We start from the raw sequence: 13,162 nt of genomic DNA, 5'->3' as shown, positions 1-13,162 counted from the left end.
CCGGCCCGGTGCCGGGAGTCCCTGGAGGCCCGGTGACCACCACCGTCCACGCCGTCCCGACCCTGCCCAGCCCCGACCCGCGCGACCCCGAGGACCGCCTGCTGCGGTTCTTCGACGCCGGGTCGATGAGCCTGCTCGTCCCCCGCGACACCTCCGGCGTCATGGCCGCCCGCGGCACCGTCGCCGGCTCGCGGGTGGTCGCCTTCTGCACCGACGCCACGGTCATGGGCGGGGCGATGGGCATCGACGGCTGCCGGCACATCGTCGACGCCATCGACACCGCGCTGCGGGAGCGGGTGCCCGTCGTGGGCATCTGGCACTCCGGCGGCGCCCGGCTCGCCGAGGGCGTCACCGCCCTGCACGCCGTCGGCGAGGTGTTCGCCGCGATGGTCCGCTCCTCGGGGCGGATCCCGCAGATCTCCGTCGTCCTCGGCCCCGCCGCCGGTGGCGCCGCCTACGGCCCCGCGCTCACCGACCTGGTGATCATGGGCCCGGCCGGGCGGGTGTTCGTCACCGGTCCCGACGTCGTCCGGTCGGTCACCGGCGAGGACGTCGACATGGAGAGCCTCGGCGGGCCCGACACCCACGGCCGGCGCAGCGGCGTCGTGCACGTGGTGACCGACTCCGAGGCCGCGGCGCTGGAGACCGCCCGCCAGGCCGTCGACCTGCTCGCCGCGCAGGGGTCGTTCGCCCCGGCCGCCGACGAGCCCGACGTCGACCTGCGGGCGCTGCTGCCCGAGCAGACCAACCGCGCCTACGACGTCAAGCCGGTGGTGGCCGCGGTGCTCGACGGCCCCGGCCTGGAGCTGCACCCGCGCTGGGCGCCCAACGTGGTCACCACGCTGGGCCGGCTGGCCGGGCGGACGGTCGGCGTCATCGCCAACAACCCGCTGCGCCTCGGCGGCTGCCTGGACTCCGCGTCGGCGGAGAAGGCGGCCCGCTTCGTGCGGATGTGCGACGCGTTCGGCGTCCCGCTGGTCGTGCTCGTCGACGTGCCCGGCTACCTGCCCGGCGTCGGCCAGGAGTGGGACGGCGTCGTGCGCCGCGGCGCGAAGCTGCTGCACGCCTTCGCCGAGGCGGTGGTGCCGCGGGTGACGCTGGTGACCCGCAAGTCCTACGGCGGCGCCTACATCGCCATGAATGCCCGCTCGCTCGGCGCGACGTCGGTGTTCGCCTGGCCGGGCGCGGAGGTGGCGGTCATGGGCGCCAAGGCCGCCGTCGGCATCCTGCACCGCAAGAAGCTGGCCGCGGTGCCGCCGGCCGAGCGCGAGGCGCTGCACGCGCAGCTGGCCGAGGAGCACGAGCGGATCGCCGGCGGGGTGAACCGGGCGCTGCAGATCGGCGTCGTCGACGAGGTCGTGGAGCCCTCCCGCACCCGCCGCCGGCTCGTGGAGGCCCTGGCCGCCGCCCCCGCCGGCCGCGGCGCGCACGGCAACATCCCGCTCTGAGTCCCCACACGCCAGAGGGCCCGCCACCGCTGCTGCGGTGGCGGGCCCTCTCGCGTCGAGGCCGTCCGGACGCCGCTTCCCCGACGGCGTCCGGACGACCTGCGACGAGCCTACGACGGGGTGCCGGGGGCGCTCACGTCGTCGTGCCCGGATCGTGACCTGCGCGTTCCCGCGGGCGCCGGCTCAGACGACCTGGTGCAGCCAGGTGGTCTGGCTGCCGTCACCGGCGTAGCGGTACACCTCGAGGTCGGCGTCCCACGCCGCGCCCAGGAGCTGGTCGACGCCGTGGCGGAAGGCCTCCACCGACGTGGCGGTGGCCGCGAGGGTGCGCAGCTGCTGCTCGGTGACGACGAGGTCGCCGTTGGCGCTCGTCGGCGCGCGGTAGACCCCGTGCCCGGGCACGTAGGACATGCGCTCGCCGTCGTTGCCGGAGCTCGCCTCCTCGGTCACCTCGAAGCGCAGCATCGGCCACGCGCGCAGCGCGGCGACCAGCTTGGCGCCCGTCCCGGGGGCACCGGTCCAGGCGACCTCGGCACGGTAGGACCCGTGCGCCGCGGGCTGGTCGGCCCACGACAGGGAGACCGGCGCGCCGATGACGCGCTCGAGCGCCCACTCGACGTGCTGGCAGAGCGCCTTCGGGCAGGCGTGCACGAAGACCACACCCTGGGTAGACCGTTGCCGCACGAGGCACCTCCATCGACTCGATCGGTCTCGTCTTCCCCAACGGACGATCGGTTCGGTGACAGGCTGTGGTCGGCACGGGTGGACCAGGGGTACTGGGGACAGTGTGCACGATGGAGTGCCGGTCGCGCCAGTGCGGATGGGGCGGCTGGTGCAGGAGAGGTCCCACACGCCGCTCGGGGCACGGAAGTGCTGGTCAGCGCCATAGCACGACCCGGCCGGAGGTGTCCAACCCGGCTCCGGGCCGCCCTGACGGTACACCGGACCGGCCCTCACACCCCGTTGCCGCGCGGGGTGTCGCCGAACGGCGACGACGACGCTCCGGTGACTCTGCGTACTCGTCAGGCGGGCGTGGCCGTCACCCTGCGAGATCGCCCACCCTGTCGCCGCCGGCCGCCTTGGCCCGGTACATGGCCCCGTCCGCGCGGTGCAGCACCCCCGCGACGTCGTCCCCGGGGCCCACGAGCGCCAGCCCGACGCTGGCGGTCACCCCGCAGCCGGCGCCCGCACCGGCGACGGCCGCGCGCACCCGGTCGGCGAGGGCGGCGTCGTCGGCGGGCCCCGGGGAGAGGGCCAGGACGGCGAACTCGTCGCCACCGAGCCGGGCCACCGTGTCGGTCTCGCGGACCGCGGCGCCGAGCGCGGCGGCAACCCGGCGCAGCACGGCGTCGCCGGCGGCGTGCCCGTCGCGGTCGTTGACCCCCTTGAAGCCGTCCAGGTCGACGATGCAGACCACCGAGCGCCCGTCCCGGGTGGCGACCGCGCGCCCGACCCGGTCGAGGAAGACCCGGCGGTTGGGGACGCCGGTGAGCGGGTCGGTGGTGGCCAGCGCCTCCTGCGTGCGCAGCAGCAGGACCTGCCGGTCCTGGGCCGCCCACTGGTTGGCCGAGGACAGCGTGCAGATGAGCGTGACGGTGGCGAGGACCGTGGTCACGAGCAGCGTCTGCGGCCCGAGCGGCCCGTCGACGAGCAGGACGTAGGCGGTCGTCATGAGCGCGCCGGTGAGCACCACGCCGGCCGGCGGGTAGGCCACCGCCATGAAGACGAGGACCAGGAAGAAGAGCACCGGCAGCGGGCTGTCGGCGCCGCCGTCGAAGGCGGCCGCGGTGGTGACGATGGCTGTCACCGCGACGTTCCACGCGTAGAACAGCAGCGGCCCCCGCAGGTCGCGGACCACGCGGTCCAGCGGCAGCAGCAGCACGAGCGGCGTCAGGACGACGACGGCGCCCGCCAGCGCGAGCAGCACGGGGTGCCGGTGCCCGGGCGTCGGGGTGGTCATCGTGTAGACCAGGCACGCCCAGCCGGCGATCTCGCTGAGCAGCACGCCGGTCTGCACGTGCCGCACCCAGTAGCGGGCGCGCTCGTCGTCCTCGGCCAGCGGGCGGTAGAGGCCGGCGGACAGCCAGCCGGGGGTGCGGCGCAGCGGCGCGGCGGGCGCCCCCGTGCGCGCCCGCCGTCCGCTGTCCAGCACCGTCACGACGGGGACTACGGCCGGAACCGTTCCGTTCTGCAGTCGGGACGCGCGTGTCTCCCCCGTCGGGGTGCCCGCGCCGCGGCCGGGGTAGGGGCCGGGCGTGACGGGTGCGCAGCGCGGGCTGGCCGGTGCCGGCCGGGAGGTGGTCGGGCCGCTGGTGCTGGAGGCGTGGGACGCCTTCCTGGTGCAGGCGGAGGCGGTGGACCTCGCGCGGTCCAGCCGCCTGCCGGGCTGGCGGGCGCACGAGGTGTGCGTGCACCTGGGCGCCTGGCCCGACCACGAGGCGCTGGCCGACCTGACCGCCTCCGCCCGCGCCGGCGGGGCCGGGACGCCGGCGGACGTCGACGGCACCAACGCCCGGGTGACCGCCGCGCACCGCGACGCCTCCCGCGAGGAGGTCCTCGCCGCGCTGCGCCGCAACCGCGAGGCCACCGTGCGGTACCTGGCGGATGCGCCCCCGGAGCTCGACCTCGCGCCCGCGGTGTCCACGGTGGGCCGGCTGCCGCTGCTGTCGGTGGTGCTCGGGCAGGCCTACGAGCTCGCCGTCCACGGCCTGGACCTCGCGGCGGCCGGCGCTCCCCCGGTCCCGCCGTCGGTGCTGCAGGCGGGCCTGGCCGCGCTGGCCGAGGTGACCGGGTCGCTCGCGGCGGCCTCCGGCATCCGCGGCGGGGCGGCGCTGCTGACGCCGGACGGCGGGTGGGTGTTCGCCGCGGACCCGCCGGGGTGGACGGTCACCCGGGTCGACGGCGGCCGGCCGGCGGGCGCCGTGGTCGAGGCGCCCGCCGACGTGCTGCTCGAGGCGGCCTCCGGGCGGGCCAACCCGGCCGCGGCCCTGGTGCGCCGCCGCCTGCGGGTGCGCGACCTGCCCGAGCTCATGCGGCTGGCGCCGATCGTGGAGGCGGCGCCGGGCATCCCGGGCGGGCCGATCCTGGCGCTGGCCGCCCGCACCGTCGGGGGCACGGGCGACCTGCTCGGCCGGCTGCGCGGCCGCCGGGGCTGAGGCCCCGCTCAGCAGCTGCCGAGCGACACCCCGTTCGCCGCCAGCCACGGCACTGGGTTGACGCGGCTGGCGTACAGCCCGCCCTGGTGCACCTCGAAGTGCAGGTGCGGGCCGGTCGACTGGCCGCGGTTGCCCACCTCGGCGATCTTCTGGCCGGCACTGACGACCTGGCCGGCCGAGACGTCGAAGCTGTCGACGTGCCCGTAGAGGGTGATCGAGCCGTCGCCGTGCTGGACGTAGACGGCCTGCCCGAAGCCGCTGGCGGGCCCGGCCTGCAGGACGACGCCGGGCTCGGGCGCGTAGATCGGGGTGCCGATCGGCGCGGCGATGTCGACGCCGTAGTGCATGGTCCCCCAGCGGGCGCCGTAACAGGAGGTGACCCGGCCGGTGGTCGGGGCGATGCCGCCGCCGGAGGCGGCGGGGGCGGACCGCACGTTGACGGCGGCCTGCTGCGCGGCGGCCTGCTGGGCGGCGTAGGCGGCCTCGGCGTCGCGGACGCCGCGCAGGCGCAGCAGCTCCACCTCGGCCGCGCGCAGCCGCTCGTCGAGACGGGCCTTCTCGGCGGCGCGGGCGTCGAACTCGGCCTGAGCGCCCGCGAGGCGGGCGTCGGCGGCGGCCTGCGCCTCGGCGGCGGCACGGGAGGCGGCGTCGCGCTCGGCCACGGCGGCGCGGGCGGCGGCGTCGGCCGCCGCCTCCTGGGTCTCCAGGATCTCGTACTGCTCGAGCGTCTCCGAGCGCTGGGCGCCGAGCAGGTCGAGGGTGGCGGCCCGCTCGAGCACCTCGCGGGGGCCCTCGCTGTCGAGCAGCACGGAGGCGGTGCCGCCCAGGTCGGCTCCCCCGCCGCCCATGTAGGCCTCGCGGCCGAGCTCGACGACCTCGGCCTGCGCCGCGGCCACGGCGTCCCGCGCGGCCTGGAGCTCGGCGGCGGCGACGGCGGCCTGCTGCTGGGCGGCCTGCAGCTCGGCCTGGGCGACCAGCGCGGCGTCCGCGGCGGCCTCGGCCTCGACGGTCATCCGCTGCAGCTGCTCCTCGGCCGCGGTGACCTCGCCCTGGATCCGGGCGACCTCGGCGACGAGGTCCCGCTCGGCGGCCTCAGCAGCAGCGACGTCGTCGTCGGGGTCGGCGTGCGCGACGGACGGTGCGGTGAGCAGCAGGCCCGCGGCGGCACCGGCGGCGAGCACGGCGCGGCGCAGACGGGGTGTGCGGACGGTCCGGTGGTGCAGGGACGCCAAGACGGCGGGTCTCCGTTCCTCGCGACCGCCTCCCCGGGTCACCACGGCCCCCGGGAGGGCGCGCGGCTCGTCCACGCTCCCCGTGCGTGGACGTGACCGAGCCGGGGCCTCGGAGAGGTCCCGGTCCCCCGGCGCGGAGGCCGGCGGTCAGGCGGGGCCCGGCCGGTGTCCTCGGGGATCGAGGAGCGGGAGGGCCCGGCAGGACCGCGGGCGAACGTACTACGGGTTGGGCAGGTCAGGTAACGAAACGGTCAAGGAGACGGCGCGGGTACTTGCGCTCTCAAGCGTGTGACCTGCGGTTCTGACGGGACGTGTGGGACGAAGCACGGACTGCCACTGCGCGTCCCGTGGCCCGTCGCGTCGGTGTCGCGGCTCACAGGTGCGTCACAGGTGCCGCGGGCACGCTGGCGCGCCGGACCAGCTCGAGAGGGAGGAGCGACGTGGACGCAACGGGCATGCCGCAGCAGGCGCCGCCGATGCGCGCGGCCGACAGCGACCGCGCGGCCACCGTGCACGCGCTGCAGGACGCCGTGGCACGGGGGCTGCTGACGCCGGACGAGGGCAGCGACCGGATGGCGGCCGCCTTCGCGGCGGTGCACCTGCGCGACCTCCCGCCGCTGACGGCGGACCTGCCCGCGGCGGCGCCCGTGCGCCTCGGCCCGCCGGGGTGGCGCCCGCTCGGGTCGATGGCGTGGGAGCAGGTGCGGGCGACGGTGGCGGGCGCACGGTCCGGCGGCCCGGCGGCGGTGCGGCTGGCGATCGCTGCGGTGGTGGCGCTGGTGCTCCTGGCGACGCTGGTCTCGCTGGTGGTGCACGGACTGGCCGACGGCCTCGGCATGGACGGTCCCGGCGACCACGGGTTCGGCGGACCGGACTTCGACGGGCCCGGCCGGGACTGACGGCCCGGCCGGGCCGCGGGGCTCAGATGGTGCCGCCCGTCCCGTCGTCGGTGGTGCCGTCGTCGGTGCCGTCGTCGGTGCCGCCGAGGCCGGGCGGGGTGCCGGGGACGCCGCCGCCCGGGAGACCCTGACCGCCGCCGGGCAGCGTGCCGGTGGTCCCGTCCTCGGTCGTGCCGGGCTGGACCACCGCGGTGCCGGCCGCGTCGTCGCCGGCGGTCGCCGAACCGACGGCGTAGCCGCCGGCACCACCGATCGCCAGGAGCGCGGCGGCGGCCGCACCGACCGCGGCACGCTTGCGCAGCCGCGGCGGCAGCGAGCGGCGCGGGCGCTCGGCGGCCGGTGGAGGCGCGGCGGGTGGGGCAGCCGCGGGCATCGGCAGCTCGGCGGTGGCCGACCGCGCGCCGGAGGGGTGCTCGGGGTGCCAGGCCGGCGGCTGCCAGCGCGCGCCGGCAGGGGTCTGCTGGTCGTCCACGGTGCTCCTCGTCGTCCGGGGAGCACCGACGTTCGCGGACCCCGCTGGACCGGAGCCGGGGCGTCGCTGTGGGTCCGCTGAGAGGCGCGCGGGCGTCTGGCAGGCTGGGTGGCACACGTCGGGGGCGGTAGCTCAGCCGGTCAGAGCATGGGACTCATAATCCCTGGGTCGTGGGTTCGAGCCCCACCCGCCCCACTCGGGGAAGCGCAGGTCAACGCCCTGCTGCCAGGTCGACGGAGGCCTGGTGCGGGCGCCCCGCCCACATGGCGCCCACACTACGCACCGTTACGTCTCGTCACCGAGGCCTCGTGGGCAGCGTCCATGCGGTCGGCGAGGGCCCCGAGGTCGTCGTCGAACAGGCCGGAGTAGACGTCCAGGGTCATCGCCGCGGAGGCGTGGCCGAGCATCCGCTGGACCGCCTTGACGTTGGCGCCGCTGGCGACCAGGAGGCTGGCTGCGGTGTGCCGGAGGTCGTGAGGGGTGAGGTCCTCCAGCCCTGCTGCCGTGGCCGCCGGGTCGAAGAACCGGCGGCGGAAGTTGCCGGACCGGAGGACACCGCCCTCCGGGGACGTGAGCACGAGGTCGTCGGCGCGCTTGCCGGCGCACCGCCGGGACAGCGGCTCGAGGAGTACTGCAGGGATGGGGACCGTGCGGTGCTGGTGCGTCTTCGGGCCGCCGAACTCGACCACTCCCCCGACCTCCGTCGCGCTCTCGGCGACGACCAGCCTCCGGCGCAGGAAGTCGATGCGCCGTACCCGTAGCGCGGCCATCTCGCCGAAACGCAGGCCGGTGTAGGCGAGCAGACGGACGACGTCGGCGTAGTCGCCCGACTCCTCCGCCAGCCGCTCGACCTGCTCCCGGGTGAGGAAGCGCGGCTCCGCCCGGCGGACCCGGGGCAGCGGCACACCCTCGGCCGGATTCCGCGGGATGCGGCCGTCCCTCACCGCGAGGGTGAGAACGAGCGCCAGGACGCGGTGCGCTTGCCGGACGGACGCCGGAGCAAGGCCCCCAGCCGCCATCTGAGCCACCCAGGTCGCGACGTCGGCGTGCGAGACGTCGGCCAGTCGGTGACTGCCCCAGCGCGGCAGGATCTGTGCCCGCAGCAGGGACCGGTACCGGTAGAGCGTGCTGGGCCTGAGGCCCGTCTGAGCCCCGACCCATTGATCGGCCCAGAGCGCGACCGTGACACGTCCCCGCTCCGGCGCCGTCCAGGTCTGCGTCACGAGAGCCGAGGTCTGCTCGTCGAGCCACTGCTGGGCGTCGACCTTGCGTCGGAAGCGCTTCTCGTGCTGCCGCCCACCCGCGTCCCGGAACCGGGCGCGGTACCGCTTGGCGCCATCCGAGACCACGATCGTGCTGATAGAGCCCGCCATGCACCGACGCTGCCCACAGGCGATCCCCGCGTCAATGACAGGTCAGCGGGCCTGTGGATCGCGGCGACCTGTGGACGATGCCGGTGGACGGCACCGACCGAGTCGAGCCGCTGCAGAGCCGAGACCGCGTCCCCCCGCAGACCTCGGGGCCCGGGCTCCCGCTCCCCCTTGCCTGAACGGAGGAATGCCCCGTTCCTCCGGCGCGGCTCCCGGACGGTCACGAGGCCGGCGTCGCGGGCCGGCTGAAGGCGGATGCCTCCGTCCCCGCGAGGATGTCGGAGCTGACCTCCCGCCGCAGACCAGCAGGGGCACGACGGCAGAGGCCGACCACAGCCTCTCTCGCTGCCTCCTCCAGTTCGGCAGTCGGCCGACCAGCCCTGCGGCAGGCGACAGTGCCGATCCGGAGCGGGCCGCCGAGTGACGTCGGGGACGGCAGGGCACCGGTTCTGCCCCTCAGGCGCTGATGCTGGTGATGAGCGCCAACAGTCCGCCGTAGAGGAGAAGCCCCACGAGGAACCACGGGTAGCTGGACCGGCCGGTCGACGGCAGTTCCTCCTTGAAGACGTTGAGCAGGATGGAGCCGCCCAGCAGCGCCGTGAGCAGCGCGACAGCGAGGGCGCTACTGGGCGCCAGCACGGCGGAAACCAACCAGCCCGCCAGGAGAGCCGCAGCGAGCAGCAGTCGTCCGCTGCGGGGGAACCGATGCGGGTAGTGCTCCTCCAGCGACCGGTCGGTGAGTACGAAGTGCAGTCCCATCGCCACGGTGAAGAGGACCGCGAAGGCGATCCCGGTGCGCAGCCGCAGCGCCATGGTGTAGGTGATGAGCCCGTTGTAGACCATGAACGAGCCCAGGTGCAGCCAGTAGACGCCGGCCGGCTCGCGGGCGCCTCCACCTCCCGGTGTCCGGTCTCCGCCGCCCACAGGCCGCGGGGCGCGTCGGTCCGCCAGCCTCTGGAGACCGTAGAAGGCGGCGAACCCGGCCAGCGCGACGACGAAGATGCCGAGGTCGGTCAACGGCGTCGGCTCCACGACATCGGACAGCGCTTCCCCGATCGCCTCGTTGCCCTCGGCGATCTCCGGCAGCAGGTGGAGGAAGACATAGGCGACGGCGAGCCCGCCGGCGAACGAGCCCGTCGCACGCTCCGGCACGGCCGGCAGCTTCCTGATGCATGGCGCCGCCAGGTGCAGTCCCGCAAGGAGCACCGCGATCAACAGGGCACCCAAGACACTCTGCGTAGTCGTCAGCTCCACGCCGACCTCCGTCCTCGGCCCACAGACCGAACCATTGCCTGAGGCAACCGTCAGAGGATGGCGACGCCACGACGGCTCGAAACCTCACCACGAGCGGTGGACGGCTGGGACCTACGTCGGCGTCCTCATCGAGCCGCCGACCGTTGCGATCAGGCTCTGGGGTGCCGACAGCACCACCTCGACGTCCCGCTCGAGGCAGGTCGCGCAGCCGTTCGGGGACCTCCCTCACCCGGAGGGCGTCGTCGCGACGCAGGATCCGCTCGCCGGCCGGCCAGGGACTGACCTCCCGGCCGCAGCTGATCGAGGGGCGACGTTCGGCGAAGACGGCCGCGACGAGCCGGTCGACGAGGCGGCCGGTGACCGACAGCGGCACGGCCTCGGCGGTCGAGCAGGTGGCTGGTTTGGACACCAGGGCAGGCGGGCACGCGCACGGCAACCGGCCCTGGCGTGGTCGTCGAACCCCCGCGCCAGGGCCGTGGCACGGCCTCGGGTGGCGAGCCCGAGCGGCTGCAGGCCCGGTCACCGACACGGCTCCTGACCGACCGCCTGTACCCGCTGTGGGGTCGCGATCCCGCGCAGGGCGGCATGGGGCTGCACATGGTTGCCACGGTGTCGCGGCGCTTGCGGTCAGCTACTCATCGGACCGCGGACCACGACGATCAACGAGGTAACGTGGGCGTGCTCGTCGAAGTCACGGCGGTCAGGAATCCTGCTCTGCGGGGGGTTGTGTGACGGGCTCGCTGCCGCCGAGCACCGCGCTGCCCTCACGCCCGGATCCGGCGTTCGAGCGCTTCGCCCGTCTGGTGCGCCGGCAGTTGGACGTCCCGGTCGCGCTGGTCACGCTGGTGTCAGGCGAGCAGCAGGTGTTCCCCGGTGCGGTGGGGCTGCCCGAGCCCTGGCAGAGCACGCGATGCACGCCGCTGAGCCACTCCTTCTGCCAGCACGTGGTCCGCTCGGCAGCGCCGTTGGTCATCACCGATGCCCGCACCGAGCCACTGGTTGCCGACAACCTGGCCATCCCTGATCTGCACGTCATCGCCTACGCCGGCGTGCCCCTCACCGACGCCGACGGGACAGTGGTCGGCTCGCTGTGCGCCATCGACCACCGACCGCGCACCTGGTCCGACGAGGACCTGGCGGTGCTCACCGACCTGGCCGGCGCGTGCAGCTCGGAGCTGCAACTGGGCCAGGCGCAGCAACGCGTCAGCGAAGCTGGGGCGCGAGCGGAGCAGGTGTCAGTGCAGCAGGACGTCGACCGGGCCCGGTCGGCACTGGCGCTGGCCGCCGGCCAGGTGGGCACCTTCGACATGGACCTGGCCACCGGGGCGCTGACGGTCGATGACCGGCTCTTGGAGCTCTCGGGCATGGACCGGGCCACCTTCACCGGCCGTCCCGAGGACGTCTACGCCCGCGTCCACCCCGACGACGTCGCCGACGTCGTCGCCCGGGTCGAGCACGCCGTCGACACCGGGGGGACCTACGCCGCGGAGTACCGCATCGTGCTCGGCGACGGCTCGTGCCGCTGGCTGACCGCCCGTGGTGAGGTGGTCGGAGGAACGGGCAACGCAGCCCGGCGGTTGGTCGGCGTGGTCCACGACATCACCGCACAGCGGAGCCCGCTCCAGCTCGCCGCGCAGGCCTTGGAGTCGATGGCCGTCGGCTACCTGACGATGGACGTTGACTGGCGGATCACCTATGTCAACGACGAGGCCGAGCACGCGCTCGGGCTGCCCCGCGACCAGCTGGTCGGCGGGATCATCTGGGAGCTGTTCCCGGGCACCGTGGGCACCGAGTTCGAGGCCGGCTACCGCCGGGCGGCGGACACCGGGGAGCCCTACACCTTCGACGCGCACTACCCCGAACCGCTCAACGCCTGGTACGAGGTCAGGGCCAATCCCGAGCACGGCGGCGTCGCGCTCTACTTCACCGACATCACCACCCGAGTGGGCGTGCAGCAGCAGTCCGAACGGGCTGCCGCACGGGAGCAGCTTCTGGGCCGGATCACCGAAGAGCTGGTCGGCACCCTCGATGCCGACGAGGCCGCCCAGCGGCTGTCCCGGTTGGTCGTCCCGGCGATCGCCGACTGGTGCATCGTCACTCTCGGCGACGATGACCTGGCTGCCGGCGCCCGCCGCGGCCTGCGCTCGGCCGCCTCCTGGCACCGCGACGCCGCGATGCGGGAGACCACCGCCGCGTATGCCCAGGCGCGGCTGGGTTCTCTGGAGGACGACGCCGTCCTGGTCCGCGCGATGCGCACCGGGCAGCTGCAGCTCATCGACGCCCACGCCACCGCCCAGGTGGAGGAGATGCTCGCGGAAGGACCGGCGCAAGAGCTCATGGGCGCGCTCGCCCCGGAGGCGGTCGCGGTCCTGCCCCTGCCCGGCCGGCACGGCCCGGTGGGGATCCTCAGCCTGGCCAACGGCGCCGCCCGGGGGTCCTTCACGCCCGAAGACCTGGTCACCGCACGGCATGCCGCTGCCCGCTCCGGGCTGGTGCTGGACAACGCCCGCCTGTTCCGGCAGCAGCGCGGCCTGGCCGAGGGCTTCCAGCGGTCCCTGCTGACCCCGCCACCCGAACCCGACCACGTGCAGATCGTCGTGCGGTACGTCCCCGCAGGGCAGGCAGCCGAGGTCGGGGGCGACTGGTACGACGCCTTCCTGCAGCCCTCCGGTGCCACCGTGCTGGTCATCGGGGACGTCGTCGGCCACGACGTGCAGGCCGCGGCGGCGATGGGGCAGGCACGAACCATCGTCCGGGCACTGGCAGCACGGGATCACGACGGGCCGGCCGCGGTGATGACCGAGGTCGAGCAGGTCATGCAGACCCTGCAGTCGGGGATCATGGCCACCGCGGTGGTGGCACGACTGGAGCAGACCGACGAGGAGCACGCCGCCGGGCTGGCCCGGCTGCGCTGGTCCAACGCCGGTCATCCGCCTCCGATGGTGGTCAGCCCCGACGGTGAGGTCCGGGTCCTCGACGGCGGCCGTCCCGACCTGTTGCTCGGCGTCCGTCCCGACGCACCACGTCGGGAGGCACAGGTGACCTTGCCTTGGCGCAGCGTCGTGTTGCTCTACACCGACGGGCTCGTCGAGACCCGACACGAGGACATCGACCACGGCCTGGCCCGGTTGCAAAGACTCCTCGGCGAGCTGGCCGGCCGCGATCTCGACGAGCTCTGCGACGAGGTGCTGGCGCGGATGCTGCCGACCAACCCCGGCGATGACGTCGCCCTCGTCGCCATCCAGCTGCACCCGCAGGACCGGCCGCGGCCGCCACAGGCCGGACCCAACCGGGTGCCGCCGAACGTGCCTGCCGACTGAGGCCCATCCGCC

10 protein-coding genes, 1 tRNA gene and 1 pseudogene are annotated in these 13,162 nt (G+C 75.1%); 5 read left to right on the top strand and 7 right to left on the bottom strand.

The window, feature by feature from the left end:
* Window positions 1–32 precede the first annotated feature (32 nt).
* Window positions 33–1,448, top strand: a complete 1,416-nt coding sequence (locus BUE37_RS07125) for an acyl-CoA carboxylase subunit beta (RefSeq protein ID WP_073419324.1) — start codon at window positions 33–35, stop codon at window positions 1,446–1,448.
* Between the two features lie 183 nt (window positions 1,449–1,631).
* On the opposite strand, the gene BUE37_RS07120 is transcribed toward BUE37_RS07125, so the two are convergent.
* Both BUE37_RS07120 and BUE37_RS24800 read right to left on the bottom strand, forming a co-directional pair.
* Window positions 1,632–2,132: a DUF3145 domain-containing protein gene (locus BUE37_RS07120; protein WP_073419323.1), complete on the bottom strand. Its 501-nt coding sequence runs from the start codon at window positions 2,130–2,132 to the stop codon at window positions 1,632–1,634.
* Between the two features lie 355 nt (window positions 2,133–2,487).
* Window positions 2,488–3,606 (bottom strand): GGDEF domain-containing protein, encoded by a 1,119-nt coding sequence (locus tag BUE37_RS24800; protein ID WP_073419322.1) that lies wholly within the window; start codon window positions 3,604–3,606, stop codon window positions 2,488–2,490.
* Between the two features lie 97 nt (window positions 3,607–3,703).
* Here BUE37_RS24800 and BUE37_RS24795 point away from each other — a divergent pair, with 97 nt between their 5' ends.
* Window positions 3,704–4,603 carry a maleylpyruvate isomerase N-terminal domain-containing protein gene (locus tag BUE37_RS24795; RefSeq protein WP_073419321.1) on the top strand — a complete coding sequence of 300 codons (900 nt, stop codon included), beginning with the start codon at window positions 3,704–3,706 and terminating at the stop codon, window positions 4,601–4,603.
* Between the two features lie 8 nt (window positions 4,604–4,611).
* Here the strand turns inward: BUE37_RS24795 and BUE37_RS07105 are convergent, their stop codons facing one another.
* On the bottom strand, window positions 4,612–5,835 hold the full coding sequence (locus BUE37_RS07105) for a M23 family metallopeptidase (RefSeq protein ID WP_245794352.1): 1,224 nt from the start codon (window positions 5,833–5,835) through the stop codon (window positions 4,612–4,614).
* 440 nt (window positions 5,836–6,275) lie between these two features.
* On the opposite strand from BUE37_RS07105, the gene BUE37_RS07100 reads away from it, so the two are divergent.
* On the top strand, window positions 6,276–6,734 hold the full coding sequence (locus BUE37_RS07100) for a DUF1707 SHOCT-like domain-containing protein (protein ID WP_139252840.1): 459 nt from the start codon (window positions 6,276–6,278) through the stop codon (window positions 6,732–6,734).
* A gap of 22 nt (window positions 6,735–6,756) precedes the next feature.
* On the opposite strand, the gene BUE37_RS07095 is transcribed toward BUE37_RS07100, so the two are convergent.
* Complete coding sequence (locus BUE37_RS07095; RefSeq protein ID WP_073419319.1) at window positions 6,757–7,206, bottom strand: hypothetical protein; 450 nt, start codon at window positions 7,204–7,206, stop codon at window positions 6,757–6,759.
* A 121-nt stretch (window positions 7,207–7,327) separates the two neighbouring features.
* Between BUE37_RS07095 and BUE37_RS07090 the strand changes: the two genes are divergently transcribed.
* A tRNA-Ile gene (locus BUE37_RS07090) sits at window positions 7,328–7,401 on the top strand.
* A gap of 80 nt (window positions 7,402–7,481) precedes the next feature.
* On the opposite strand, the gene BUE37_RS24405 is transcribed toward BUE37_RS07090, so the two are convergent.
* The 3 genes and pseudogenes from BUE37_RS24405 to BUE37_RS07080 all read right to left on the bottom strand — a co-directional run bounded on the left by BUE37_RS24405 (window position 7,482) and on the right by BUE37_RS07080 (window position 9,830).
* Window positions 7,482–8,111, bottom strand: a complete 630-nt coding sequence (locus BUE37_RS24405; RefSeq protein ID WP_245794393.1) for a tyrosine-type recombinase/integrase — start codon at window positions 8,109–8,111, stop codon at window positions 7,482–7,484.
* A gap of 177 nt (window positions 8,112–8,288) precedes the next feature.
* A pseudogene (locus BUE37_RS24400) lies at window positions 8,289–8,579 on the bottom strand (site-specific integrase); the annotation flags it as partial.
* Between the two features lie 453 nt (window positions 8,580–9,032).
* A complete protein-coding gene (locus tag BUE37_RS07080) occupies window positions 9,033–9,830 on the bottom strand; it encodes a hypothetical protein (RefSeq protein WP_073419317.1) in 798 nt (265 codons plus the stop codon).
* 728 nt (window positions 9,831–10,558) lie between these two features.
* On the opposite strand from BUE37_RS07080, the gene BUE37_RS07075 reads away from it, so the two are divergent.
* Window positions 10,559–13,150: a SpoIIE family protein phosphatase gene (locus BUE37_RS07075; protein WP_073419316.1), complete on the top strand. Its 2,592-nt coding sequence runs from the start codon at window positions 10,559–10,561 to the stop codon at window positions 13,148–13,150.
* Window positions 13,151–13,162 lie beyond the last annotated feature (12 nt).

Source organism: Geodermatophilus nigrescens (genome assembly GCF_900129495.1).
Taxonomy (GTDB): domain Bacteria; phylum Actinomycetota; class Actinomycetes; order Mycobacteriales; family Geodermatophilaceae; genus Geodermatophilus; species Geodermatophilus nigrescens.
Note: the sequence above shows the minus strand (reverse complement) of the source record. Positions and strands in the feature narration are given on the sequence as shown.